Raw genomic sequence first — 22,261 nt, 5'->3', positions numbered from 1 at the left:
GGTTCGTAGATGTGTATAAGCGACATCCTCGCCGTGGTCCGGCTTCGGGGTCATCTCCCCGAGCGTCCCCGGCACGCTCGGGGAGATGACCCCGAAGCCGGACCACGGCGAGGAGAGCTACCAGGGCTCCGGCCGCCTGACCGGCAAGGCCGCCGTCATCACCGGCGGCGACAGCGGCATCGGCCGCGCGGTCGCCATCGCCTTCGCCCGCGAGGGTGCCGACGTCCTCATCTCGTACCTGGACGAGCACGAGGACGCCCAGGACACCGCGAGGTACGTCGAGCAGGCCGGCCGCAAGTGCGTGCTCGTGCCCGGCGACATCTCCGACCGCGCGCACTGCAAGACGATCATCCCCAAGGCCGTCGAGGAGTTCGGCAAGGTCGACATCCTGGTCAACAACGCCGCGTTCCAGATGAGCCACCCGACCCTGGACGAGGTCTCCGACGACGAGTGGGACCACACCGTCGCCACGAACCTGACCGCGATGTTCATCCTCTGCAAGGACGCCATCCCGCACATGCAGCCGGGCGCGTCCATCATCAACTCCTCGTCGGTCAACTCCGACAACCCGAGCCCGGACCTCGCGCCCTACGCCATGACCAAGGCCGGCATCGCCAACTTCACCGCGTCGCTGGCGCAGATGTACGCGGAGAAGGGCATCCGGGCCAACAGCGTGGCCCCCGGGCCGGTGTGGACGCCGCTCATCCCGGCCACCATGCCCGAGGAGAAGGTCGAGAAGTTCGGGCAGCAGGCGCCGCTGGGCCGCGCGGGGCAGCCGGCCGAGCTGGCGCCGGTCTACGTGCTGCTGGCCAGCGACGAGGCGTCCTACGTGTCGGGCGCCCGGGTGGCGGTCACCGGCGGCACCCCGATCCTCTGACGGGCGCGCTGATGATCAGGTGACCTGATCGTTCGGGGTCCTGGCTCACCACTGGTCGTGAGCCAGGACCCTCCACGATCAGCCCAGCTGATCGTCGTCCTGCGGCCAGTGCGGCTGGCGGGTCACGCATGGCCGCCGACCGTGCGCGGTACCTGCCAGCCATGGTCTTCATCTGGAGCAGTGGCTGGGGTCCGCGGCGCCGGCGTCCCCGTCGGGGGTACGGCGGCTACGGCACGGGGTACGGGCGGGGCTACGGCCCGCCGCGGGGCTACGGCAGACGCGACGACTCCTGCCTGCGGGACCTGCTCTTCCTCAACACCGGCTGCTGCCTGGCCAACGCCGTGGGGTGCGGCATGGACCTGATGCTGGTGGCTCCGCGGTCGCTGCCGGCCATCCGCGCCGGGCAGGAGGGGGCCGGTGCCGCCGCCCGGCTGGTGGCCGCGGTCCGGTACTACCAGCGCGAGATCAGCCCGAAGCGGCGCCCGTGCTGCCGGTACACGCCCACCTGTTCCGCGTACGCGATCGAGGCGCTGGAGACCCACGGCGCCCTGCGCGGCTCCTGGCTCACCGTGCGTCGCCTCGTCCGCTGCCGCCCCGGCGCCGCGGGTGGAGCCGATCCCGTCCCCGCCTGACGGCGAGGGGACGACGTCGTTTCCCAGGGTCGGCCGGTGATCACCTCCACCACGGGCATGCGCACCTGGCGCGATCCGAACTGGCGGTCCGGTGCCCTGGCGTGGGCGGTCGAGGAGCTGGGCCGCGCGGGCCGGGCGCTCGCCGGGGGGCCGGAGCAGCCGCACGTGCGGTCGTGGTCGACCGCCTTTCGGTTGCCGCTCCAGGGCGGGAGTGCGGTGTGGCTGAAGAGCGTCGGGCCCGGTTCGGCGCAGGAACCGCTGCTCGCGGAGGCGCTCGGCCGCTGGGTGCCCGACCACGTCCTCGTGCCGTTGGCGGTCGAGCCGAGGCGCCGGCTCCTGCTCCTGCCCGACGGCGGCCGGACGCTGCGGGAGGCCGGCTCGGACGACGCCGCCGCCTGGGAGACGATGCTCGTCGACCACGCGCGGATGCGGGTGGCGATCGCGCCGCACGCCGAGGCGCTGGTGCGCCTCGGGGTGCCCGACCACCGGCCCGAGCGGCTGCCCGCGCTGGTGGCCGACCTGCTGGTCGACGACGTCGCGCTCGGGGTCGGCCGCCCCGACGGCATCGAGCCGGACGTGCGGGCCCGGGTGGTCTCCGACCTGGCGTCCTACGCGCAGGCCTGCCGGGAGCTCGCCGACGGAGGCGTGCCGGCGTCGGTGCAGCACGACGACCTGCACGACGCCAACGTGTTCGTCGGGGACGGTCGGCACCGGTTCTTCGACTGGGGCGATGCCTCGGTGGCGCACCCGTTCCTGGTCCTGCTGGTAGCGCTGCGCTTCGCGGCCCGGGTGCTGGAGCTGCCCGCCGGCGACCCCGCGCTGGTGCGGCTGCGGGACGCCTATCTCGACCAGTGGCTGGACTTGGAGAACGCCGGCGAGCTGCGCGAGCAGTGCGACCTGGCGCTGCGAGTCGCGCCGCTGCAGCGTGCGCTCACCTGGCGCCGGCTCCTCCTCGAGGAGCGCGCGGAGTGGGCGGAGCAGGTGCCGAGATGGACCGCCGAGCACCTGGCGCCGGGCACGCCGGGCGCGGACGGCTGACTGCCGGCGAGAGCGGGTCGGCGGGGTTCCGTGGTGCCGCAGGACCCCGGAAACCCCGCTCTTGCGAGCGCCGACCCGTCGTCGGCCAGACTGGTCGGGTGCCCGCCCTCGACGACGCCTCCGGTGACCTGCCCGTCACCGGGTCGCTGGTCGTGCCGGCGGGCCTCCTCTCCTGGCGGTTCTCCCGGTCGTCGGGTCCGGGCGGGCAGGGCGTCAACACCGCCGACTCCCGGGTCGAGCTGTCGGTCCAACCGCTGGACATCCCCGGCCTGACCGATCCGCAGCGCGCCCGGCTGGCGTCCCGGCTCGGCTCCCGCCTGGTCGACGGCGTCCTGACCATCGCGGCCAGCGAGCACCGCCAGCAGCTGCGCAACCGTCAGGCCGCGCGGGAGCGGCTGGCCGCGGTGCTCCGCGCCGCGCTGGCACCCCCGCCTGCGGCGCGGCGGCGGACCAAGCCGACCAAGGGCTCCCAGGAGCGGCGCATCTCGGCCAAGAAGCAGCGCGGACAGCTGAAGAAGCAGCGCGGTTCCTGGGAATGACTCAGCCGGCCCGCCGGGCGAGCAGATAAGCCTGGCGCGTGCGTTCCTGCGGTCCCGGTTCGCGGACGGTCCGGGCCATGACCGGCAGGCCGGCCGCACCGAGGACGTCAGCGACCCGGCCGGGGTGGAGGCGATAGGCGTGCAGCTCGACGTCGTGGCCGTAGGGCCGGTCCAGGCGCACGCACTCGTCCCCGACCTGGAAGGCCGTCAGCAGCGCGCCGCCGGGCCGGGGCACCCGCGCCAGCTCCGCGGCCGCGAGAGGCAACTGCTCCGGCGGCAGGTGGATGAGCGAGTACCAGGCCACGACCCCCGCGAACGAGGCGTCGGGCAGTTCGAGTGCCGTCAGCGAGCCGACGTCGAAGCGGAGCATCGGATGGTCACGACGGGCGACGGCGACCATGCCGGGGGAGAGGTCGATGCCGCTGACGTCCACCCCCAGCGAGGCCAGGTGCCCGGCGATCCGTCCCGGTCCGCTACCCGCGTCCAGCACCGGGCCGTCCTCGACCAGTTCGGCGAACGTCGCGAGCAGTGCCCGGTCCAGGGGCTTCCCGGCGAGCTCCCCGCGCAGCAGGACGGCGTAGTCCTCGGCGACCGCGTCGTAGGCGGCGCGGACCGCGTCGTGTCCGGTCTGCACAGGAGGCAGGCGGTCCGGGGTGTCCGACCGCCCACTCGCGAGCGTCAACCGGCGAGCACGTCGGCGAGCAGTGCTCGTGCCCGTCGGCCCTCCGGGACCGGCAGGAGGGGGTGCACGTGGACGAGTCCGGCCTCCTCGTGGTGGTCGACCGGCACCCCGGCGGCCCGCGCGCGGGTGACCAGCAGCCGGGTGTCCGGGCTGGTGATGTCGCGGGTGCCGCTGAAGACGGTCAGCGGGCCGAGCCCCGCCAGGTCGCCGAACAGCGGGCTGACCACGGGATCGGTGAGCGGCAGGTCGCCCCGCCACAGCTCGATCGCCGCTCGGGTCCCAGGGCGCGCCAGCCAGGGATCGGTCGGCTCGACGAGGTCGATCTCGGGGTTGTCGAGGGTGAGGTCGAGCGCCGGCGAGATGAGCACCGTCCGGCGCAGCGGGGGCACACCACGGTCGCGCAGCAGCAGCGCGGCGGACAGGGCGATCTGACCTCCGGCCGAGTCGCCCAGGACGGTGACCTGGTCGGCGCCGTACCGGCCCATCAGCCCGGCGATCAGGTCGGCGGCGGCGGGGACCACCGTCGCGGCGGTGCCCAGCGGCGCCAGTGGATAGATCGGGACCGTGATCGCGGTGCGGCTGCGGGCGGCCAGCCCGGCGACCAGCCGCCAGTGCAGCGGATGGATCTGGTTCACCCAGGCGCCGCCGTGCAGGTAGACCGCGGCCCGGGTCGCCGGCTGCGATCGGGGGAGGACCCGGTAGACCGGCCAGCCGCTCTCGTGGTCGACGTCGCGCTCGATGTCGACGCCGCGCAGTCGACGCGGAGGTCCGTACGGCACCGGCCGCACCAGTCGCTCACGGACCCCCCGCAGCAGAGCCTCGGGGTCGTCGAACTCCCGGCGGAAGCCGAGCAGGCGGAACAGCGGGGGCAGCAGTCGGCTGACGGGGCTCGGCACGGGGTCCTCTCGGTGGGCGGATCAGCGCAGGGACAGCGGTTCGCGGACCAGCACCCACAGGGGCAGCTCGTCGTCGGTGGTCCGCGTCGTCCCGGTCGGCTGGAAACCGAAGCCGCGCAGGAAGCGCACGTTGGCGAAGCTGAACACCGCCACCGCGGCCGGGGTCTTCTCGGCGTCGCAGCGCACCAGCACCGGAGCCAGCACGGCGGCGGCGAGCCCCCGGCGCCGCGAGGACGGCCGCACGCCGAGGTGCCGCAGCCGCCAGTGCGGCTCGTCCGGGAGCGCCGCGGTCACCAGCGCCTCGGTCTCGGCGACCACGCGGGCGCGACCGGAGCCGAGGTAGGGAAGTTCCCGGGCCAGGGCGCTCCGCACGTCCTCGGGCAGTGGGCGCGTGCCGGAAGCCCCGGCCGGTGGCTCCCAGACGGCGACGGCGTCGAGGTCCTCGGTCACCCATGCGGTGCCGGTCGCGACCCCGCGGTGGGCGGCGTCCAGCTCGTTCAGCCGGGTGAGCCGCTGCATCCGGCCGTCGTCGGGCAGGGCCCACCGGGTCCAGCGCGAGTCGGCCAGCGCGACCGTCAGCGTCGCGGCGATCGCCGGGACGTCGCGCTGTTCGGCCACCCGGACGTCGGGGCCGGGTTCGTCGGGGTCGTCGACGCGGCGGACGACCGGTCCCTGTGTCACTCCTGGATCAGACCACGTGCCCGAACGCGGACGGGGGCCGCCCCGGGAGGGACGGCCCCCGTCGGGGGTGCGGCGTGGGTCAGGCGTCGAAGCCGGCGCGGTCGACCTTGCGGTGGAAGCGCTCGCCGAGCTTGCCGCCGAGGATCGCGCCCAGCAGCGTGACCAGCAGGACGGCGACCAGGGCGATGATGCCGCCGGTGGTCGCGGTGCCCTCGTCGATCGGGATGCGCGGCAGGTTCAGCTGCTGCAGCACGTTGTACTGCGAGCCGAACACGACGCCGGCGACGGCGAGGGCGATCACGACGAGCAGGCCGATGACCCAGACGGCGATGCCCTGCCGCACGCCGTCGAAGCGGGACATCCGGCCGGCGACGTAGCCACCCGCGAGGTAGGCGAGGAACAGGATCACCAGCAGCACGATGCCGCCGACGATCCCGATGGTGCTGGTCTCCTGGGTGGCCTCGTCGGTGGAGGGGACGCCCTGGGTGAGGCCGATGGCGACGCCGGCTGCGCTGAGCAGCGCGACGAGCAGGACGGCGAGGCCGTTCGCGGACAGCCAGCCGAAGAAGGCCGCCCCCCACTTGATGCCGCCGTAGCGGGAGCGCTGGGCGTCGACGGCGTCGCGAGCGGCTCCCCTGGTGGAGTGCGCGCCCTCGCTGCGGAGGCCGGCGGAGTCGCCGGATGCGGAGCCTGGAGTGGACAAGACGGGTGTGCTCCTCGGGATGGTGGCGCGGTGGGGTTCCCCGGTCGTGGGGGCGAGGCGCTCCGCCGCGACGGGACGGACCTGGTCCGTGCCGCCGCGGCGGAACGCTCCCGCGGGCAGTGCGGGGTGGCTCAGACGCCGCGAGTGGTGTCGTCGGCGTCGAGCTCGATCTGCTCCTTGCGGACCTGCTCGTCGACCGTGACGGTCTCGGCGACGGTCTCGGTGTCCAGGCGCACGCGCTCGACCGGCACGGCCTCCTTGGCGACGACGGGGCGCTCGGCGTGCAGGACGACCTCGTGCTCCTCCTCGGAGATGGCCGGGCCGTCGAGGGCGTTGCCGACGTTGGCGTCGGTGATCGGCTCGCGCTCGACGCGGATCTCCTCGCGGGACACCGGCACGGTCTCGGTGACGTTCTCGCTGACGACGTACTTGCGCAGCCGCGCGCGGCCGGTCTCCACCCGCTGCGTGCCCACCCGGAGCTGCTCCTCCGAGCGGGTCATGGCGCTGTCGGTGGTCGGGCCGGAGGTGTCGTGCCCGACGGTCCCGTGCTCGTTCCCGGTGGTGCCGGCCACGGTGTCCACGGCGGTCGTGTCCACGGCGGTCGTGTCGACGGTGGTCGTGTCCACGGCGCCGGCGCCGTCCTGGAGGCCGTAGTAGCGGTAGAGCTCGGTCTCCTCGGTCGGGGAGAGGTGGCCCTCGGAGTCGATGTGCGGCGCGTTCTTCACGGTGTTCTTGTCGTAGGGCACCCGGATCTCGGAACCGGAGAGGTCTGCCTGCGCCAGGGGGACGAAGGCCTCCTTGGTGCCGAACAGGCCGGTGCGGACCGTGGCCCACTCGGGGCGGCCGGTCTCGTCGTCGAGGTAGACCTCGCCGACGGTGCCCAGCTTGCCGTCGGGGCCGACGGCGGTGCTGCCGATGATGGTGCTGATCTGCTGCTCGGTGATCACGTGCGCTCCTCGCTGGGGTGAGTCGGACGGCGTTCGCGTTGCCGGAGGAAGTCCCTCCCGGTCGCGCGCCGTCCTTGGCCGTGCCCGGCGATTTACGGTGTAAACGGCAGCCTTCGCGTTTAGGTGCGGGGATCCGCGCGCCGCGGGGTCCGGCCCTCGCGGAGAACGATCTCCAGCCGCCCGAGCAGGTTCTCGAGGGCCTCCTCGAACTCCGCCGCCGACTCGTCCAAGGAGAGCAGGGGCTCGAGGCGGACGACCGTGGGGTAGGCGCTGAGGTCAGTGCTCTCCGCCGCGGCAGGAACGCCCTCGGGCTGGTCGTCCGGGCTGATCTTCACGCCCTTCTGGGACACCTCCAGGAGCAGGTGACCGAGCAGGAAGCTGGAGTACGCCCGGTAGGCGGCGACCGCGGACTCCTCGGAGAAGCCGCTGTCGATGAGCGCGTCGAGGAAGGACTCCACCCAGCGCAGGCTCCGCAGCGGCGGCCGCACCCAGGGCGCGGCCGGCGGCCGGGTGGCCACGAGCGGGAAGACCTCGGGGTGGGCCAGCGCGATCCGCCGCACCCCGTGGGCGAGGCGCTGGAGGTAGTCCTGCCAGCCGTGCGAGGCGCTCAGGTGCACGTCGGGATCGCCGTAGAGCTCGTCGATCACGGACTCGACCACGCCGTCGAGGAGCTGCTCGCGGCCCGGCACATAGCGGTAGAGGGCCATCGCCTCCACGCCCAGGTGCGCCCCCAGGCGGCGCATCGTCAGCGCGTTGAGCCCGTCGCGATCGATGAACTCGATGGCCGCGCCGAGGATCCGGCGGCGGTCCAGCCCGGCGCGGCCCGAGCCCGGCGCCGCCGCCGGCATGACGCTCGCGGCCCCGCCACGCCCCTCGGGGCTGTCGGGATCTGCGCCTTCGTCGGGCTCGGTCACGGTTCCTCCCTGCGCTCTTCCGGGGACCCCCATCCTGCGTGTCCAGGGGCGCACCGTCACCGGTGCCCCCCTGTGAGGTGAACGGAACCCAGCGTTGACCTCGGGGTCGACGCCGTGAAACGCCCGCGACCCACGCTGGTCCCCGTGTCCGCCCCCGCCTCGCCGCCCACCACCGGCTCCGGCGTGCGCACGCTGCGGACGACGAACACGCACTGCCCCTACTGCTCGCTGCAGTGCGGCATGGCGGTGACCGCGGGGGACCGCCCGGCGACCCTCGTGCCACTGGACTTCCCGACCAACCGCGGCGGCCTCTGCTCGAAGGGGTGGTCGTCGGTCGAGCTGCTCGACCACCCGGAGCGGCTCACCCGCCCGCTCGTGCGGGCCGTCCCCGGTGACCGATCGAGCCCGCTGGTGGAGGGCACCTGGGAGGCGGCCCTGGATGCCGTCGTCGCCGCCGTCCGGCGGACCCAGGCCGCCCACGGCCGGGACGCCGTCGGCTGTTTCGGCGGCGGGTCGCTGACCAACGAGCAGGCCTACCAGTTCGGGAAGTTCGCCCGGGTCGCGCTGCGCACCAGCGCCATCGACTACAACGGCCGGTTCTGCATGTCCTCGGCGGCGGGCGCGGCCAACCGCGCCTTCGGCCTGGACCGCGGGCTGCCGTTCCCGCTCGCCGACATCGCCGAGGCAGACGTCGTGGTGCTGGTGGGCAGCAACCCGGCCGACACCATGCCGCCGGCCATGCAGTGGTTCGACGCCGGTCGGGAGCGCGGCGCCCAGCACATCGTCGTCGACCCGCGGCGCACCGCCACCGCCCGGAACGCCGCACTCCACCTGCAGCCGCTGCCCGGCACCGACCTCGCCCTGGCCAACGGGTTGCTGCACATCGCCATCGCCGAAGGGCTGGTCGACGACGAGTACATCGCGGCGCGCACCACCGGTTTCGAGGCGGTCAAGGCAGGCGTCGCCGCCTACTGGCCCGACCGCGTGGAGCGCCTCACCGGTGTGCCGGTCGCCGACCAGCGGCGCACGGCGTTCGCCCTCGCCCGGGCAGGACGGGCCATGGTCCTCACCGCCCGTGGTGCCGAGCAGCACCGCAGCGGCACCGACACCGCGCAGGCGTGGATCAACCTCGCCCTCGCCCTCGGCCTGCCCGGACGGCGGGGCAGCGGCTGGGGCACCGTCACCGGGCAGGGCAACGGGCAGGGCGGCCGGGAGCACGGGCAGAAGGCCGACCAGCTGCCCGGCTACCGGTCCCTGTCCGACCCCGCGGCCCGCGCGCACGTCGCCGCCGTCTGGGGCGTCGACCCCGACGACCTCCCGCTGCCGGGGAGGAGCGCCTTCGAACTGCTCGACGCCCTCGGTACCGACGGCGGGGTGCGCACCCTGCTGGTGCTGGCCTCCAACGTCGCGGTCTCCGCGCCGGACGCCCGCCGGGTGGTCAGCCGGCTGCGCGACCTGGACTTCCTCGTCGTGAGCGACTTCTTCCTCTCCGAGACCGCCGAGCTCGCCGACGTCGTGCTGCCCAGCGCCATGTGGGCCGAGGAGGCCGGGACGATGACCAACGTCGAGGGCCGGGTCCTCCGCCGCCGCCGGGCTCTGGATCCGCCGTCCGGGGTCCCCGACGACCTCCAGCTGCTGGCGACGCTCGCGGACCGGCTCGGGGTGGACGGCTTCAGCGGCGATCCCGAGACCGTGTTCGAGGAGCTGCGGCGGGCCAGCGCCGGGGGAACGGCCGACTACTCCGGCATCAGCTACCGGCGCATCGACGAGGAGCAGGGTGTGTTCTGGCCCTGCCCCGACGAGACCCACCCCGGCTCGCCGCGGCTGTTCAGCGAGCGCTTCGCCACGCCCGACGGCCGTGCCCGGTTCCTGCGGGTCGAGCACGTCGACCCGCACGAGCGGCCCGACGCCGAGTACCCGCTGGTCCTCACCACCGGCCGGGTGCTGGCGCAGTACCAGTCGGGCACCCAGACCCGCCGGTCGCGGAGCCTGCAGATGGTCGCGCCGACGCCCCGAGCCGAGCTGCACCCCGACCTCGCCCGACGCCTCGGCATCGAGCAGGACGACGCCGTCGAGCTCCGCACCCGCCGCGGGCGGGCCCGCTTCCACGCCTCGGTCACCGACACCATCCGGCCCGACGTGGTCTTCGTGCCCTTCCACTGGGGTGGCGGGGCCAGCGCCAACGCGCTCACCGACGCCGGTGCGCTCGACCCGACGTCGAAAATGCCGGCCTTCAAGGTGTGCGCGGTCGCCGTCTCCCGGGTCGGCGGTCCGGCGGAACGCGTTCCGCCCCCGCCCGCGGCCACGCAGCCCGAGCCGCGGGCCCACCGGACCCCGATCCCGTCCGTGCCGCACCCGCCCGCCCGCTCGACGTCCGCCCGTCCCGGAACCAGGAGAACTCCCGTGAAGAGCACACCCCGCTTCCTGCAAGGCGTCTTCCCTATCACCGGCGAGGGCCTGGCCAAGCCCGGCCCCGTCGACCCGGCTCTGCGTTACACGGTCCCGGCCGGCTGCAGCGCCCAGGCCCTGTACTTCCGCGGCGGCAACGCCACCGGCGAGCTGGTCTACGTGCTGCTGGTGCGCGACGGGGAGCCGATGCGCTGGTTCCCCATCGGGGCGAAGGCGGACACCCACGTGCCGTTGCGGGTGGTCGAGGACCTGCCCGGCGGCTCGGTGGTGGAGCTGCACGCCGCGGCACCCGAGGGCGTCGTCGGCGAGATCGTGGTCGACCTGGGTCTGGTGGAGGTCTGATGACCGCGATCCTCGGGGCCCGGCCGGCCGGCGCCACGGCACTGCACCTGGACGAGGAGCTGGACTCCCGCGGCCGGCTGGTCGTGGTGGGCAACGGCATGGCCGGCGCGCGCTTCGTGGAGGAGGTCCTCGAGCGCGGTGGTGGCGAGCAGTTCCGCATCACCGTCTTCGGCGACGAGCCGCACGGCAACTACAACCGGATCATGCTCAGCCCGGTTCTGGCCGGGGAGTCGCACGAGGACGACATCGTGCTCAACTCCCACGACTGGTACTGCGACAACGGCATCGACCTGCGGGCCGGGGTCCGGGTGGAGCGGATCGATGCCGCCGCCAAGCAGGTGCACGCCGCCGACGGGAGCGTCACGCCCTACGACCACCTGGTGCTGGCCACCGGCAGCTACTCGTTCATCCCGCCGATGACCGGCATCCGCACGGACGACGGCGAGCTGCTGCCCGGCGTCCACGGCTTCCGCACCATCGACGAGACGCGCGCGATGCTCGCCGCCGTCGGCACCTGCACGCGGGCCGTGGTCATGGGCGGTGGGCTGCTCGGGCTCGAGGCGGCCCGGGCGCTGCAGGGCCACGGGCTGCAGGTCGACCTGGTGCACGCCATGCCGTGGCTGATGAACGCCCAGCTCGACGCGGAGGCGGGCGCGATCCTCAAGAAGAGCGTCGAGTCCCTGGGGATCACCGTGCACCTCGACGTCCTGGCCAGCGAGGTGCTGGGCACCGACCGCGTCCAGGGCGTGGTGCTCAAGGACGGCCGACGGCTGGACTGCGACCTGCTCGTGGTGGCCGCCGGCGTCCGCCCGCACACCGACGTCGCGGTCCGCTCGGGCCTGGAGGTCGAGCGGGCGATCGTCGTCGACGACCAGCTGCGCACCGACGACCCCGACGTCTACGCGATCGGCGAGTGCGCCCAGCACCGCGGATCGGTCTACGGCCTGGTCGCCCCCGCCTGGGAGCACGCCCGGGTGCTGGCCGACGTCCTCACCGGCACCGATCCGGAGGCCGAGTACTCCGGCAGCCGCACGGCGACGAAGCTCAAGGTCGCCGGCGTCGACGTCGCCGTCATGGGGGTGAGCACCCCGGAGCGGGACGACGACGAGTTCCTGGTCATCTCCGAGCCCAAGCGGGGCGTGCACCTGTCGGTGGTGATCCGCGACGACAGGCTGATCGGCGCGACGCTGCTCGGCGACACCCGCAAGGTCGCCTTCCTGACCCAGGCCTTCGACCGCGGCGCCCCGCTGCCCGAGGAGCGGATCCGGCTGCTGGTCGACCTCTCCGGCGGGGATGGGTCGGCCTCGGGGATGTTGTCGGTCGCGGAGATGCCCGCCGACTCGCAGGTGTGCAACTGCAACGGCGTCTCGAAGGGCGACATCTGCGGGGCGGTGTCCGCCGGGTGCGGAAGCGTCGGCGAGGTCATGGACCGGACCCGTGCGGGCAAGGGCTGCGGCTCGTGCAAGTCATTGGTCAAGCAGATCGTGGAGTGGGCCGCCGACGGCGACCTCGCCGAGGACCCGGCCGCCTCCTACTACGTGCCAGGCATCCCCATGCCGAAGCCGGAGCTGATGCGCGCCATCCGCGAGCACGACCTGCGCAGCGTGTCGGCGGTCTTCGCCACGCTCGGGCCCGGCGGCAAGGACGACGCGAGGTCGAAGATGGGGCTCACCTCCCTGCTCAAGATGATCTGGGGCTCCGACTACATCCCGGAGAAGGACGCCGAGTTCATCAACGACCGCGTCCACGGCAACATCCAGCGCGACGGCACGTTCTCCGTCGTCCCGCAGATGAAGGGCGGCGTGACCACCCCGGCGCAGCTGCGCCGGATCGCCGAGGTGGCCGAGAAGTACGAGGTGCCCATGGTCAAGGTGACCGGTGGCCAGCGGATCGACCTGCTCGGCGTCCGCAAGGAGGACCTGCCGGCGATGTGGAGCGACCTGGGCATGCCGTCGGGGTACGCCTACGGCAAGAGCTTCCGCACCGTGAAGACCTGCGTCGGATCGGACTTCTGCAGGTTCGGCCTGGGTGACTCCACGCAGCTGGGCATCGACCTGGAGACCCGGTTCCAGGGCATCGAGAGCCCGGCGAAGATGAAGCTCGCCGTGGTCGGGTGCCCGCGCAACTGCGCCGAGGCGTACGTGAAGGACGTCGGGGTCGTGGCGATCGGCAACGGCCGGTGGGAGGTCTACGTCGGCGGCGCCGCCGGGGCTACGATCCGCAAGGGCGACCTGCTGGCGACCGTCGAGGGTCGGGACGCGGTGATGACCCTGGCCGGCCGGTTCATGCAGTACTACCGGGAGAACGCGAACTGGCTCGAGCGGACCTACGACTTCGTGCCCCGCGTCGGGCTGGAGAAGATCAAGGCGGTGCTCCTGGAGGACAGCGAGGGCATCTGCGCCGACCTCGACGCCGGGATGCAGCGGTCGATCGACGCCTACACCGATCCCTGGGGGCAGGACGCGAGGGAACCGGCCACCCCTGGCCAGTTCCGGCCGGCGCTGCCGCTGATCGCGCTGCCGAAGGTGCCGGTCCGATGAGCGTCACCGAGATGACGACGACGACCGGCGTCGTGGTGGGCCGGGTCGAGGACGTGCCGCCGGGGGAGGGGCGGACGTTCGTCGCCGCCGGGGTGCAGATCGCGGTCTTCCGGCTCCGGAACGGCTCGCTGCACGCCACCCAGGCCGCCTGCCCGCACGCCGGCGGTCCGCTGGCCGACGGGCAGACCGACGTCGACGTGCTGCTCTGCCCGCTGCACCAGTACGCCTACCGCTGGGCCGACGGTTCCTCGACCAGCGGCGCGACGCCCATCCGTGTGCACCCGGTGCGCGAGGTGGACGGGAACCTGGTGGTGGAGGTCTAGCCGCGCTCGGTGACCAGGCGCACGGAGAAGCCGAGGAGGGCGACCCCGGTGAGGCCGTCCAGCGCCCGCCGGACCGGGCGGCGCGACAGCCAGCGACGCGCCCGGGCCACGCCGGCCACCAGCAGCACGAGCCAGACCAGCCCGACGACGGCGTGGGTGAGCGAGTAGAGGAGCAGCACGCCGATCGGAGTGCCGGGCCCCAGGAACTGCGGCAGGACGGCGAGGTAGAAGACCAGCACCTTCGGGTTGGTGATGTTGGACAGGAATCCCTGGCGCCAGCCGGCCCGCGCCGCTCCGGGCACGGGGGCGCCGTCCGCCTGTGCCGGGTAGGAGCCCCGCGCCGCCGAGACCAGCGCGGAGACGGCCAGCCAGGCGAGGTAGGCGATGCCGGCCCAGCGGACGGCCTGGAACAGCGGCTCGACGCGCACCACCACCGCTGCCAGACCGGTCGCCGCGGCCGCCCCCTGCACGACGTTGGAGGTCGTGACGCCGAGGGCGCACCACCAGCCCCGGCCGCGGCCGCCGACGAGCGCGTTGCGGACGACCACGGTGAAGTCCGCCCCAGGGACCAGGGCGAGCAGCACCGCGAGGGCGAGGAACGATGCGTACGCCGACCAGTCCACGCCGGTCAGGCTAGGGCTGCGCCCGGTCCGCCGGTCGGGCGCGGACGTGCATGCGCTCGCCCTGCGGGCCGAACAGCGCCAGCCCCTCGGCGGGCTCCGGGAACGGGTTGGAGAAGGCGTGCGGCACCCGGGTGTCGAACTCCACCACCTCGCCGGTGCCGAGCACGAAGTCGCGCTGCCCCAGGAGCAGCCGGATGCGCCCGGAGAGCACGTAGAGCCACTCGTAGCCGTCGTGCGCCTTCTGCTCGGTGCCCTCCACCCGCCAGCGGGGTGGGAGCGCCATCTTGTAGGCCTGCAGGCCGCCGGCCTGCCGGGTCAGCGGCACCAGGGTCATGCCGTCGCGCTGCACCGGGCGCGCGGTCACCCGTGGATCGGCCGGGCCGGGTGCGTCCACCAGGTCGTCGAGGGCCACGCCGTGGGCGCGGGCCAGGGGGAGCAGCAGTTCCAGGGTGGGTCGGCGCTGCCCCGACTCCAGCCGCGACAACGTGCTCACCGAGATGCCCGTCGTCTCCGAGAGGTCGGTCAGAGTCGCGCCGTTCTCCTGGCGCAGGGCGCGAAGGCGCGGTCCCACGTTCTGCAGGACGTCGTCGTCGGTCATGTCGCCCAGTTTGCCATTCCGGCAAGGATGATTGCCAGACCGGCTCGTCCGGGGAACAGTGGCGGCATGGACGAGGACTACGACGTGGTGGTGGTCGGCGGCGGCGCCGCCGGCCTCAGTGGAGCCGTCGCCGTGGCGCGGTCGCGGCGCACGGTTCTGGTAGTCGACGCCGGCGAGCCGCGCAACGCACCGGCTTCCGGGGTGCACAACTACCTGGGGCGGGAGGACGCGCGACCGGCCGACCTGCTCGCCGACGGCCGCGCCGAGCTGGCCGGCTACGGCGGCCGGGTGGCCGACGGGACGGTGCGCTCCGCCCGGCGGGAGGCCGCGGGCTTCCGGGTGGCGCTGGAGGACGGACGGGAGGTCTCGGCCAGGCGGCTACTGGTCACCACCGGGCTGGTGGACGAGCTGCCCGACCTGCCCGGCGTGGCCGAGCGCTGGGGGCGCGACGTCCTGCACTGCCCGTACTGCCACGGCTGGGAGGTGCGCGACCAGGCCGTCGGCATCCTCGCGACCGGGCCGAACGCCATGCACCAGGCACTGCTGTTCCGGCAGCTGAGCGAGGACGTCGTCTTCTTCCGGCACACCGCCCCCGAGCCGTCCGCCGAGCAGGGCGAGCAACTGGCCGCCCTGGGCATCCCGGTGGTGGAGGGCGAGGTGGCCGCGATCGAGGTCACCGACGACCGGCTGACCGGCGTTCGCCTGGCCTCGGGAGAGGTCGTGCCGCGCGCCGCGGTCGTCGTCGCGCCCCGGTTCACCGCGCGGGCCGGCGTGCTGGAGTCGCTGGGCCTGCACGCGGTGGAGCAGGAGATGGGCGGCGTCGTCGTCGGCAGCGTCGTGCCGGCCGATCCCACCGGTGCCACCGAGGTGCCCGGCGTGTGGATCGCGGGCAACATCGCGGATCTGGGCGCGCAGGTGGTGACCGCCGCGGCGGCGGGCCTGCGGGCCGGCGCGATGATCAATGCCGACCTGGTCACCGAGGACGCCCGGCGTGCGGTGGCGCAGCGGCGGGAGGTGGCGGCATGAGCGCTACGGACCGCGAGTCCTACGACGAGCTGTACCGCGCCAACCCGGCGGTGTGGAGCGGCCGGCCCAACCGGCAGCTGGTCGTCGAGGCCTCCCGCCTGCCCCCGGGCACCGCCCTGGACGCCGGGTGCGGAGAGGGCGGCGACGCGCTGTGGCTGGCCGAGCGGAACTGGCGGGTGACCGCGGTCGACTTCTCGCCCATCGCCCTCGAGCGGGCCTCGGTGGCGTCCCGGGCCCGTGGGTTGGCCGACCGGATCGAGTGGGTGCACGCCGACCTGGACGCCTGGTCGCCGGCGGTCGGGGCTTTCGACCTGGTGACCGCGCACTACCTGCACGCGAGCTGGACCGACCGGGACGCCGTGTTCCGCCGCCTCGCGGCCGCCGTCGCACCCGGGGGCACCCTGCTGGTGGTCGGCCACCTCATGGGGGACCAGTGGGGCCACGGGCAGCACCACGCCCACGATCCCGGGGCGCTCTACACGGCCGAGGACGTGGCCGCTCAGCTCGCAGCAGGGGAGTGGGACGTCGTCACCGAGACCCGGGAGCGGGATCCGGCAGCCGCGGAGCGGACGGGCAATCCGGTGCCGGACACCGTGCTGGTCGCGCGCCGGCGGAGCTAGGAGCGGGGCAGGCCCAGGTCGGCCAGGGCGGCGGCGATCGCCTCGTCGCGCAGCACCTCGAGCACCAGCAGCCGGTGCACGAGCACGCCGCGGCGGGTCAGCCGCAGATCGGCCGGACGCAGCCGGGGGAGGGCGGCCCCACCCGGGCGCGGCTGGGCCGGCGGTGGGTCGAGCAGACCGGCGCGCTGCAGGTCCGCCACGTCCTCGCGGGCACCCCAGGCGGTCCAGCCGCGCGGCTCGTCCTCCAGCGGCGTCATGGGCAGCGGGACCCGGTCGCGTCGGCCGACCGCGGCCAGGAGGGCCAGCTGCCGCCAGGTGAGCTCCTCGGCCAGCAGCAGCGCCCGGCCGGCCAGCTCGGCGTCGATGTCGGCCGACACGGCCACCTCGGCCAGCAGGTAGCCCAGGTGCCGGACCCGCCGCTCGTCGGTCGACCGGCGGGCGGTGGACACCACGGCCTCGGCGAGCTCCTCGGCGACCGGCCGGCCGCCGGAACGGGGGAGGAAGAACCGGTCGGTGCGCATCGACCGGCCGTTGCGGTGCACGGTCACTGCGTACTCGACGGCGAAGGCGAGCGCCGCTCCGGCGCGGACGCGCTCCCGGCCGGTCGACTCGGCGAGGTCGCCGGCGACCGTGCTCAGCACCGCGGCGAAGCGGTCGTTCACCTTTACCCGCGCCGTCGCCGGCTCGAAGACGACGGCAGCCGCGGCGGAGCTCATCGAGCCCGCCACCGGGGAACCGGCCTCGATGAGCGCGCGGCCGCCGGCCGACGGCGGGACGGCGGACGGCTCGACGGGCTCCTCGGCGGCACTCACCCCGCGATCTTCGCCGGTGGAGGTGGGACGGTGCACGCCGGTGACCGGCGGCCTCACCACAGCGGGGCACGGTCGGTGAGCGAAACGGAACACGGGTTCATCCGCGCGGCGACGCCGGGGAAACGGTCGGCCGTCACCGTCGTCGCCATGGCCGCACCCACCCGCCCGCCGTCCGCCAGCTCAGCTCCCGTCGCGCCGGCACCGCCGGAACGGAGGGGGCGGTGGATCGACGACTGGCGGCCTGAGGACCCGCAGTTCTGGGAGAGCACCGGGAAGACCGTCGCCCGGCGGAACCTGTTCTTCTCGGTCTTCTCCGAGCACGTGGGCTTCTCGATCTGGAGCCTGTGGTCGGTGCTCGTGCTCTTCCTGCCGGAGCCGGTGTTCGGCATCGACCCTGCCGGCAAGTTCCTGCTCACCGCGCTGCCGACCGCGCTGGGCGCCTTCGTGCGGCTGCCCTACACCTTCGCCGTCGCCCGCTTCGGCGGCCGGAACTGGACCATCGTCAGCGCCGCGCTGCTGCTCGTGCCCACCGTCGCGACGGCGATCGTCCTGGAGCCCGGCGTCGACTACGGCACCCTGCTGTTCGTCGCCTGCCTCGCCGGCGTCGGCGGCGGCAACTTCGCCAGCTCCATGGCCAACATCAACGCCTTCTACCCCGACCGGCTCAAGGGCTGGGCGCTGGGCCTGAACGCCGGCGGGGGCAACGTCGGGGTGCCGGTCATCCAGCTCGTCGGGCTGCTGGTGCTGGCCACCGCCGGCGCGGAGCACCCCCGGATCGTCCTGTGGGTCTACGTCCCGCTGATCGTCGTCGCCGCCGTCGGCGCGGTCCTGCTCATGGACAACCTCACCATGGCGCGCAACCAGCCGCAGGCGATGCGCGAGGCCGCCCGTGAGCGCCACACCTGGATCATGGCCTTCCTCTACATCGGCACGTTCGGTTCGTTCATCGGCTTCGGGTTCGCGTTCGGCCAGGTGCTGCAGAACCAGTTCACCGACTCCTTCGCGACGCCACTGGCCGCCGCCTCGCTCACCTGGCTCGGCCCGCTGCTGGGGTCGCTCATCCGTCCGTTCGGTGGATCGCTGGCCGACCGCTTCGGGGGCGCGCTCATCACCTGCTGGACGTTCGTCGCGATGGCGCTCGGTGCGCTGGTGGTGTGGACGGCGAGCCGGCTGGAGTCGCTGCCGCTGTTCGTCGTCGGCTTCGTGACGCTGTTCGTCCTCAGCGGCCTCGGGAACGGCTCGACCTACAAGATGATTCCGGCGATCTTCCGCTCGCAGGCGCTGCAGGCGGTGGCCGAGGGCGGGGGCGCGGAGGCCGCGGACCGTCGCGCGTTGCGGATGTCGGGGGCGCTCATCGGCATCGCCGGCGCGGTCGGCGCCTTCGGGGGAGTGCTGGTCAACCTGGCGTTCCGGCAGTCGTTCATGACCACCGGCACCGGCGACTCCGCCTACCTGGCGTTCATCGCCTTCTACGTCGTGTGCGTGGCCGTCACCTGGATCGTCTACCTGCGCCCCGGCCGGCCGCTGGGCCGCGTCTGACCCCGGGGCGAGATCTGCCCACTCGCCCCGTCGCGGCGCTGATGGGGGCGAGTGTGCAGATGTCGCTCAGACCTTGAGGCGGTAGCCCCGCTTCACCACGGTCTCCACCAGCGGCACCCCGAGCGCGGCGCGGAGCCGCGTCACGGCCATCTCCACCGCGTGCCCGTCACCGCCGCCGGGCAGGGCGGCGACCAGGTCGGGACGGCCGACGACGTGCCCTGGCCTGCGGGCCAGCTCGCGCAGCACGGCCAGCGAGCCGGGAGGCAGCTCCACCAGCCGGTCGTCGACGACGGCCGCGTGTCCCCGCACCTGGAGGGTGTGCGGCCCGACCGCGAGCACCGGGTCGCGCTCGGGGAGCCGCGCGACCACCTCGCGCGCCAGCGCGCCGAGCCGCGATCGCTCCGGCTGGGCCGACGGGATGCCGGCGGCGTCCAGGGGGCCGGCGGTGACCGGCCCGACGGCGACGACCAGCACCCGCTCCCGCAGCGCGGCCACCAGGGCGTCACGGTGCCCGAGCTCCTCGGCCACCTGCAGCAGGCTGGCCGCGGCGGGAGCGCTGGTGAAGGTGACGGCGTCCAGCCCGCCCGCCACCACGGAGGCGACCAGCCGGCGCACGGGGCCGACGTCCTCGGGAAGGACCCAGCGGTAGACCGGCACGGTCAGCACGTCGGCGCCGGCCTCCCGCAGCCCCGACACCAGCTCGGGCAGCGGGTCGCCGTGCAGCTGGACCGCGATCCGCCGTCCGGCCAGGGGGCCCTCGGCGCCGGACAGCAGGTGGGCGAGGACCTCCGCCGAGGACTCCGACTCCGGGGACCACGCGTCGACCAGCCCACCGCCGCGGATGGCCCCGCGCGCCTTGGGGCCGCGGGCGAGCACCCGGGCGCCCGAGAGGTGCTGCACGAGTGGGAGGTCCCAGGCCTCGCAGGCCTCCAGCCATCCGCGGAACCCGACCCCGGTCGTCGCGACCACCAGGTCGACCGGCGCCTCGAGGACCCGGCGCGTTGCGGCGACGAGCTCGGTGTCGTCCGACAGCGGGACGATCCGGATGGCCGGGGCGTGGACCACCCGCGCTCCGCGGCGGTCCAGCAGCGCGCCCAGCTCCTCGGCGCGGCGGGCCGCGGTGACGGCCACGGTGTACCCGGCCAGCGGCAGCACCTCGGCCGGCTGTTCCCGGACGGTGTCGGTCACGTGTCCCCCTCGCGAGCGGTTGCCCTCCATGGTGGGCGACCGGGGTTAACGGGAGATGTCGGAGCCCCGTCCGGACGCGCCCGGGTGAGCGGAGTCACGCCCCGCCGTCCACAACGGCGTCGGCCCGGGCGCAGGTGCGGTCGGCCGCGAAGTGCGCCGCCTCCGTGCGCTGCCACCGGTGCCACTCCGTCACCAGGTGGTCGCCGTCCCGCGCCAGGCCGCGGGCCAGCCGTACGGCGGGATCGGCCTCGACCCAGATGCGCAGGCTCGACCACGGGTCCACCGGCCGAGAGGCGCTGCCGCACCCCTCGACGACGAGCACGCCGGGAACGGGCACCGGCGTCGGCTCGGGGGAGAAGTGCCCCGCGGTCCAGTCGTAGCGGTGGTAGGCCCCGGCGCGGCCGTCGGCCAGTGGCCGCAGCACGCCCGCGGAGAGCCGTGCGACCGCGCCGGTGAGCGTCCAGCCGGCGTACAGGTCGTCCATGTGGAGGACGACGGTGTCCGCCCGGAGAGCCGCGGCGAGGCGGCCGGCGAGCGTCGTCTTCCCCGAGCCGGCCGGTCCGTCGACGCAGACCAGGCGCGTCCCGCCCAGCCGTGGGGGAGCGGCGCGCACCCGCCGGGCGAGGTCGGCCGCGCTCAGCGGACCGCCGCGGTCCACGTCGGCACCGGGCCGCCGCTGCTCACGACCAGGCCGCGCCGGGCCAGGACCCGCACGTGGGCGTCGGTCTCGGTCACGGCGAAGATCCGCATGCGGCGCGCGTACTGCTCCCAGGGCCGCGACCAGGTGAGGTGCGAGGCCAGGTCCCAGGGCGTCGCGTGCGGATGCCCCCGGATCGCGTCCAGCAGTTCGGCGAGCCGGCGCTCGTGGTGGCCGGTCAGCGAGTCCACGCGGTCGGCCAGCCCGCGGAAACGCCACTCGTGGGCGGGCAGCACCTCGGTGGGGTCCAGGTCGCGCACCGCCTGCAGCGAGGTCAGGAAGTCGCCCAGCGGGTCCCCCTCGGCCCCGGACCCCGGGCTGGTGGAGATGTTCGGGCTGATCTTGGGCAGCACGTGGTCCCCGGCGAAGAACAACCCGGTGCGCTCCTCGCTGAAGCACAGGTGACCGGGGGTGTGCCCGGGGGTGTGCAGGGCGCGCAGGTCCCAGCCGGGGAAGTCCGCCCGGTCGCCGTCCTCGAGCAAGCGGTCGGCGACGGCCATGCGGCGGAAGCCGGCCAGGTTCTCCGCGCCCCCGACGTCGCTGAGCGCCTCCTCGCGCGGGGCGCCGAGACCGACGAGGAACGCGACCTCGCCGTCGACGGCGGCCTGCGTCTCGGTGGTGGTCAGCCGGCGGACGGCGTCGACGTCGGCCGGGTGCATCGCGATCCACGCGCCGCTGGCCTCGCGGACGCGGGCCGCCAGGCCGAGGTGGTCGAAGTGCAGGTGGGTGACCAGGACGCCGCGGAGGTCCTCGATGCCACCACCGATCGACGCAAGCCCCTCGGTCAGCGCCCGCCAGCCCTCGTCGCTCTCCCAGCCGGTGTCGATGAGGCCGAGGCCGCCGCCGTCCAGCGCGAACGCGTAGGTGCTGACGTAGCGGAGCGGGTTGTGCGGGATCGGCACCGGGATCGACCACAGGTCGGGCCGCAGCTGCTCGACCGGGGGCAGGCTGCGGGACTCCCACGCCTCGTGCTGCAGGGTGCCGGTGATCTCCACGTCCCGGCACTCTGCCAGTCCGCTCCGGGCGCCCGGCTGGGAGAATGGTCGCGTGTCCGGTCCTCAGCCCTCCGCCCCGGTGTCGATCGTGCCGCGCCGCCTGCGGCTGGCGCTCGCCGTCCTGGCCGCGGTCGTCGTCGTGGTGATGGCCCTGGTCGCCCTCTCGCTGCCGTCGACGACGAACACCGTGGTCGACTACGGCGTCGTCGACCAGGTCGCCATCGCCGGTCTCGGCGTCGTGCTGGCGGCGGGCGTGCTGTTCCTCGGCCGGTCCCGCGTCGACGGCGACGCCACCGGGGTGCGGATCCGCAACGTCGTCGTCCACCACGTGCTGCCGTGGACGGCGGTGCGGGCGGTGCGCTTCGACCGGACGTCGTACTGGGGGTCGCTGCTCCTGGAGAACGGGGACGAGGTCTCCCTGCTGGCGCTGCAGTCCTTCGACGGCGAGTACGCGGTGCGGGGAGTCGAAGGGCTGCGCGACCTGCACGCCGCGGCCCGCGCGAACGACCCGGTGCGCCCGCCGCTGCTCTACGACGACTGAAGGAAATACCCCCTTCCCCCCGGCCTTCGCACGCTCAGGCCGGGACCCTGAAGGGGGCGGCCGTTCCAGTCCGTCACCTGGGGGGAATGCGGGGGGCGG

General features: G+C 74.3%; 23 protein-coding genes. 11 read left to right on the top strand and 12 right to left on the bottom strand.

All coding sequences use genetic code 11. The features are described 5' to 3' along the window. Positions 1–85 precede the first annotated feature (85 nt). The 4 genes from C5508_RS14140 to arfB all read left to right on the top strand — a co-directional run bounded on the left by C5508_RS14140 (position 86) and on the right by arfB (position 3,086). Positions 86–877: a glucose 1-dehydrogenase gene (locus C5508_RS14140; RefSeq protein WP_104525586.1), complete on the top strand. Its 792-nt coding sequence runs from the start codon at positions 86–88 to the stop codon at positions 875–877. A gap of 128 nt (positions 878–1,005) precedes the next feature. Next, a complete protein-coding gene (yidD, locus tag C5508_RS20730) occupies positions 1,006–1,509 on the top strand; it encodes a membrane protein insertion efficiency factor YidD (RefSeq protein WP_232797138.1) in 504 nt (167 codons plus the stop codon). Positions 1,510–1,545: 36 nt separating this feature from the next. Then, positions 1,546–2,547 carry a phosphotransferase gene (locus C5508_RS14130; protein ID WP_104525585.1) on the top strand — a complete coding sequence of 334 codons (1,002 nt, stop codon included), beginning with the start codon at positions 1,546–1,548 and terminating at the stop codon, positions 2,545–2,547. Between the two features lie 98 nt (positions 2,548–2,645). Then, entirely contained in the window at positions 2,646–3,086 is a 441-nt protein-coding gene (arfB, locus tag C5508_RS14125; RefSeq protein ID WP_198598086.1) for an alternative ribosome rescue aminoacyl-tRNA hydrolase ArfB, read from the top strand. Between the two features lies 1 nt (position 3,087). Here arfB and C5508_RS14120 read toward each other — a convergent pair whose 3' ends face one another. The 6 genes from C5508_RS14120 to C5508_RS14095 form a co-directional block, all read right to left on the bottom strand. Then, the gene (locus C5508_RS14120) at positions 3,088–3,720 is read right to left on the bottom strand and encodes a class I SAM-dependent DNA methyltransferase (RefSeq protein ID WP_104525583.1); all 633 of its coding nucleotides are present in this window, start codon (positions 3,718–3,720) and stop codon (positions 3,088–3,090) included. 44 nt (positions 3,721–3,764) lie between these two features. Then, on the bottom strand, positions 3,765–4,664 hold the full coding sequence (locus tag C5508_RS14115; protein ID WP_104525582.1) for an alpha/beta hydrolase fold domain-containing protein: 900 nt from the start codon (positions 4,662–4,664) through the stop codon (positions 3,765–3,767). A gap of 21 nt (positions 4,665–4,685) precedes the next feature. Beyond that, a complete protein-coding gene (locus tag C5508_RS14110; RefSeq protein WP_104525581.1) occupies positions 4,686–5,345 on the bottom strand; it encodes a GNAT family N-acetyltransferase in 660 nt (219 codons plus the stop codon). 79 nt (positions 5,346–5,424) lie between these two features. Beyond that, a complete protein-coding gene (locus tag C5508_RS14105; RefSeq protein ID WP_104525580.1) occupies positions 5,425–6,048 on the bottom strand; it encodes a M48 family metalloprotease in 624 nt (207 codons plus the stop codon). Positions 6,049–6,179: 131 nt separating this feature from the next. Then, positions 6,180–6,995 (bottom strand): DUF2382 domain-containing protein, encoded by an 816-nt coding sequence (locus C5508_RS14100; protein WP_104525579.1) that lies wholly within the window; start codon positions 6,993–6,995, stop codon positions 6,180–6,182. A 119-nt stretch (positions 6,996–7,114) separates the two neighbouring features. Further along, positions 7,115–7,909 (bottom strand): TetR/AcrR family transcriptional regulator C-terminal domain-containing protein, encoded by a 795-nt coding sequence (locus C5508_RS14095; RefSeq protein WP_232797137.1) that lies wholly within the window; start codon positions 7,907–7,909, stop codon positions 7,115–7,117. 144 nt (positions 7,910–8,053) lie between these two features. On the opposite strand from C5508_RS14095, the gene C5508_RS14090 reads away from it, so the two are divergent. The 3 genes from C5508_RS14090 to C5508_RS14080 are packed head-to-tail and all read left to right on the top strand — an operon-like array spanning position 8,054 to position 13,523. After that, positions 8,054–10,660: a molybdopterin oxidoreductase family protein gene (locus C5508_RS14090; RefSeq protein WP_232797136.1), complete on the top strand. Its 2,607-nt coding sequence runs from the start codon at positions 8,054–8,056 to the stop codon at positions 10,658–10,660. Then, complete coding sequence (nirB, locus tag C5508_RS14085; RefSeq protein WP_104525577.1) at positions 10,660–13,200, top strand: nitrite reductase large subunit NirB; 2,541 nt, start codon at positions 10,660–10,662, stop codon at positions 13,198–13,200. The genes C5508_RS14090 and nirB overlap by 1 nt, the downstream gene beginning before the upstream one ends. Further along, positions 13,197–13,523, top strand: a complete 327-nt coding sequence (locus tag C5508_RS14080) for a Rieske (2Fe-2S) protein (RefSeq protein WP_104525576.1) — start codon at positions 13,197–13,199, stop codon at positions 13,521–13,523. Before nirB ends, C5508_RS14080 begins: the two co-directional genes overlap by 4 nt. Here C5508_RS14080 and C5508_RS14075 read toward each other — a convergent pair. Both C5508_RS14075 and C5508_RS14070 read right to left on the bottom strand, forming a co-directional pair. Next, entirely contained in the window at positions 13,520–14,146 is a 627-nt protein-coding gene (locus C5508_RS14075; protein ID WP_104525575.1) for a LysE family translocator, read from the bottom strand. The genes C5508_RS14080 and C5508_RS14075 overlap by 4 nt on opposite strands. 10 nt (positions 14,147–14,156) lie before the next feature. Then, complete coding sequence (locus C5508_RS14070; protein ID WP_104525574.1) at positions 14,157–14,744, bottom strand: helix-turn-helix domain-containing protein; 588 nt, start codon at positions 14,742–14,744, stop codon at positions 14,157–14,159. Positions 14,745–14,810: 66 nt separating this feature from the next. Between C5508_RS14070 and C5508_RS14065 the strand changes: the two genes are divergently transcribed. Both C5508_RS14065 and C5508_RS14060 read left to right on the top strand, forming a co-directional pair. Next, entirely contained in the window at positions 14,811–15,770 is a 960-nt protein-coding gene (locus C5508_RS14065; RefSeq protein ID WP_104525573.1) for an NAD(P)/FAD-dependent oxidoreductase, read from the top strand. After that, the gene (locus C5508_RS14060) at positions 15,767–16,390 is read left to right on the top strand and encodes a class I SAM-dependent methyltransferase (protein ID WP_104525572.1); all 624 of its coding nucleotides are present in this window, start codon (positions 15,767–15,769) and stop codon (positions 16,388–16,390) included. Before C5508_RS14065 ends, C5508_RS14060 begins: the two co-directional genes overlap by 4 nt. Here C5508_RS14060 and C5508_RS14055 read toward each other — a convergent pair. Next, positions 16,387–17,202 (bottom strand): hypothetical protein, encoded by an 816-nt coding sequence (locus C5508_RS14055; protein ID WP_104525589.1) that lies wholly within the window; start codon positions 17,200–17,202, stop codon positions 16,387–16,389. The genes C5508_RS14060 and C5508_RS14055 overlap by 4 nt on opposite strands. A 147-nt stretch (positions 17,203–17,349) precedes the next feature. On the opposite strand from C5508_RS14055, the gene C5508_RS14050 reads away from it, so the two are divergent. Then, on the top strand, positions 17,350–18,741 hold the full coding sequence (locus tag C5508_RS14050; protein WP_104525588.1) for a nitrate/nitrite transporter: 1,392 nt from the start codon (positions 17,350–17,352) through the stop codon (positions 18,739–18,741). A gap of 66 nt (positions 18,742–18,807) precedes the next feature. Here the strand turns inward: C5508_RS14050 and C5508_RS14045 are convergent, their stop codons facing one another. The 3 genes from C5508_RS14045 to C5508_RS14035 all read right to left on the bottom strand — a co-directional run bounded on the left by C5508_RS14045 (position 18,808) and on the right by C5508_RS14035 (position 21,621). Next, entirely contained in the window at positions 18,808–19,929 is a 1,122-nt protein-coding gene (locus tag C5508_RS14045) for a uroporphyrinogen-III synthase (RefSeq protein WP_232797135.1), read from the bottom strand. A gap of 94 nt (positions 19,930–20,023) precedes the next feature. Further along, entirely contained in the window at positions 20,024–20,587 is a 564-nt protein-coding gene (locus C5508_RS14040) for a uridine kinase family protein (protein WP_104525570.1), read from the bottom strand. Further along, entirely contained in the window at positions 20,566–21,621 is a 1,056-nt protein-coding gene (locus tag C5508_RS14035) for an MBL fold metallo-hydrolase (RefSeq protein WP_104525569.1), read from the bottom strand. Before C5508_RS14035 ends, C5508_RS14040 begins: the two co-directional genes overlap by 22 nt. A 52-nt stretch (positions 21,622–21,673) precedes the next feature. Between C5508_RS14035 and C5508_RS14030 the strand changes: the two genes are divergently transcribed. Next, a complete protein-coding gene (locus C5508_RS14030; protein WP_232797134.1) occupies positions 21,674–22,162 on the top strand; it encodes a PH domain-containing protein in 489 nt (162 codons plus the stop codon). The last annotated feature ends 99 nt before the right edge of the window (positions 22,163–22,261 follow it).

This window comes from Blastococcus atacamensis, assembly GCF_002938425.1.
Lineage (GTDB): Bacteria > Actinomycetota > Actinomycetes > Mycobacteriales > Geodermatophilaceae > Blastococcus > Blastococcus atacamensis.
The sequence above is the reverse complement of the archived record's forward strand: the minus strand, read 5'-3'. Positions and strand labels throughout refer to the sequence as shown.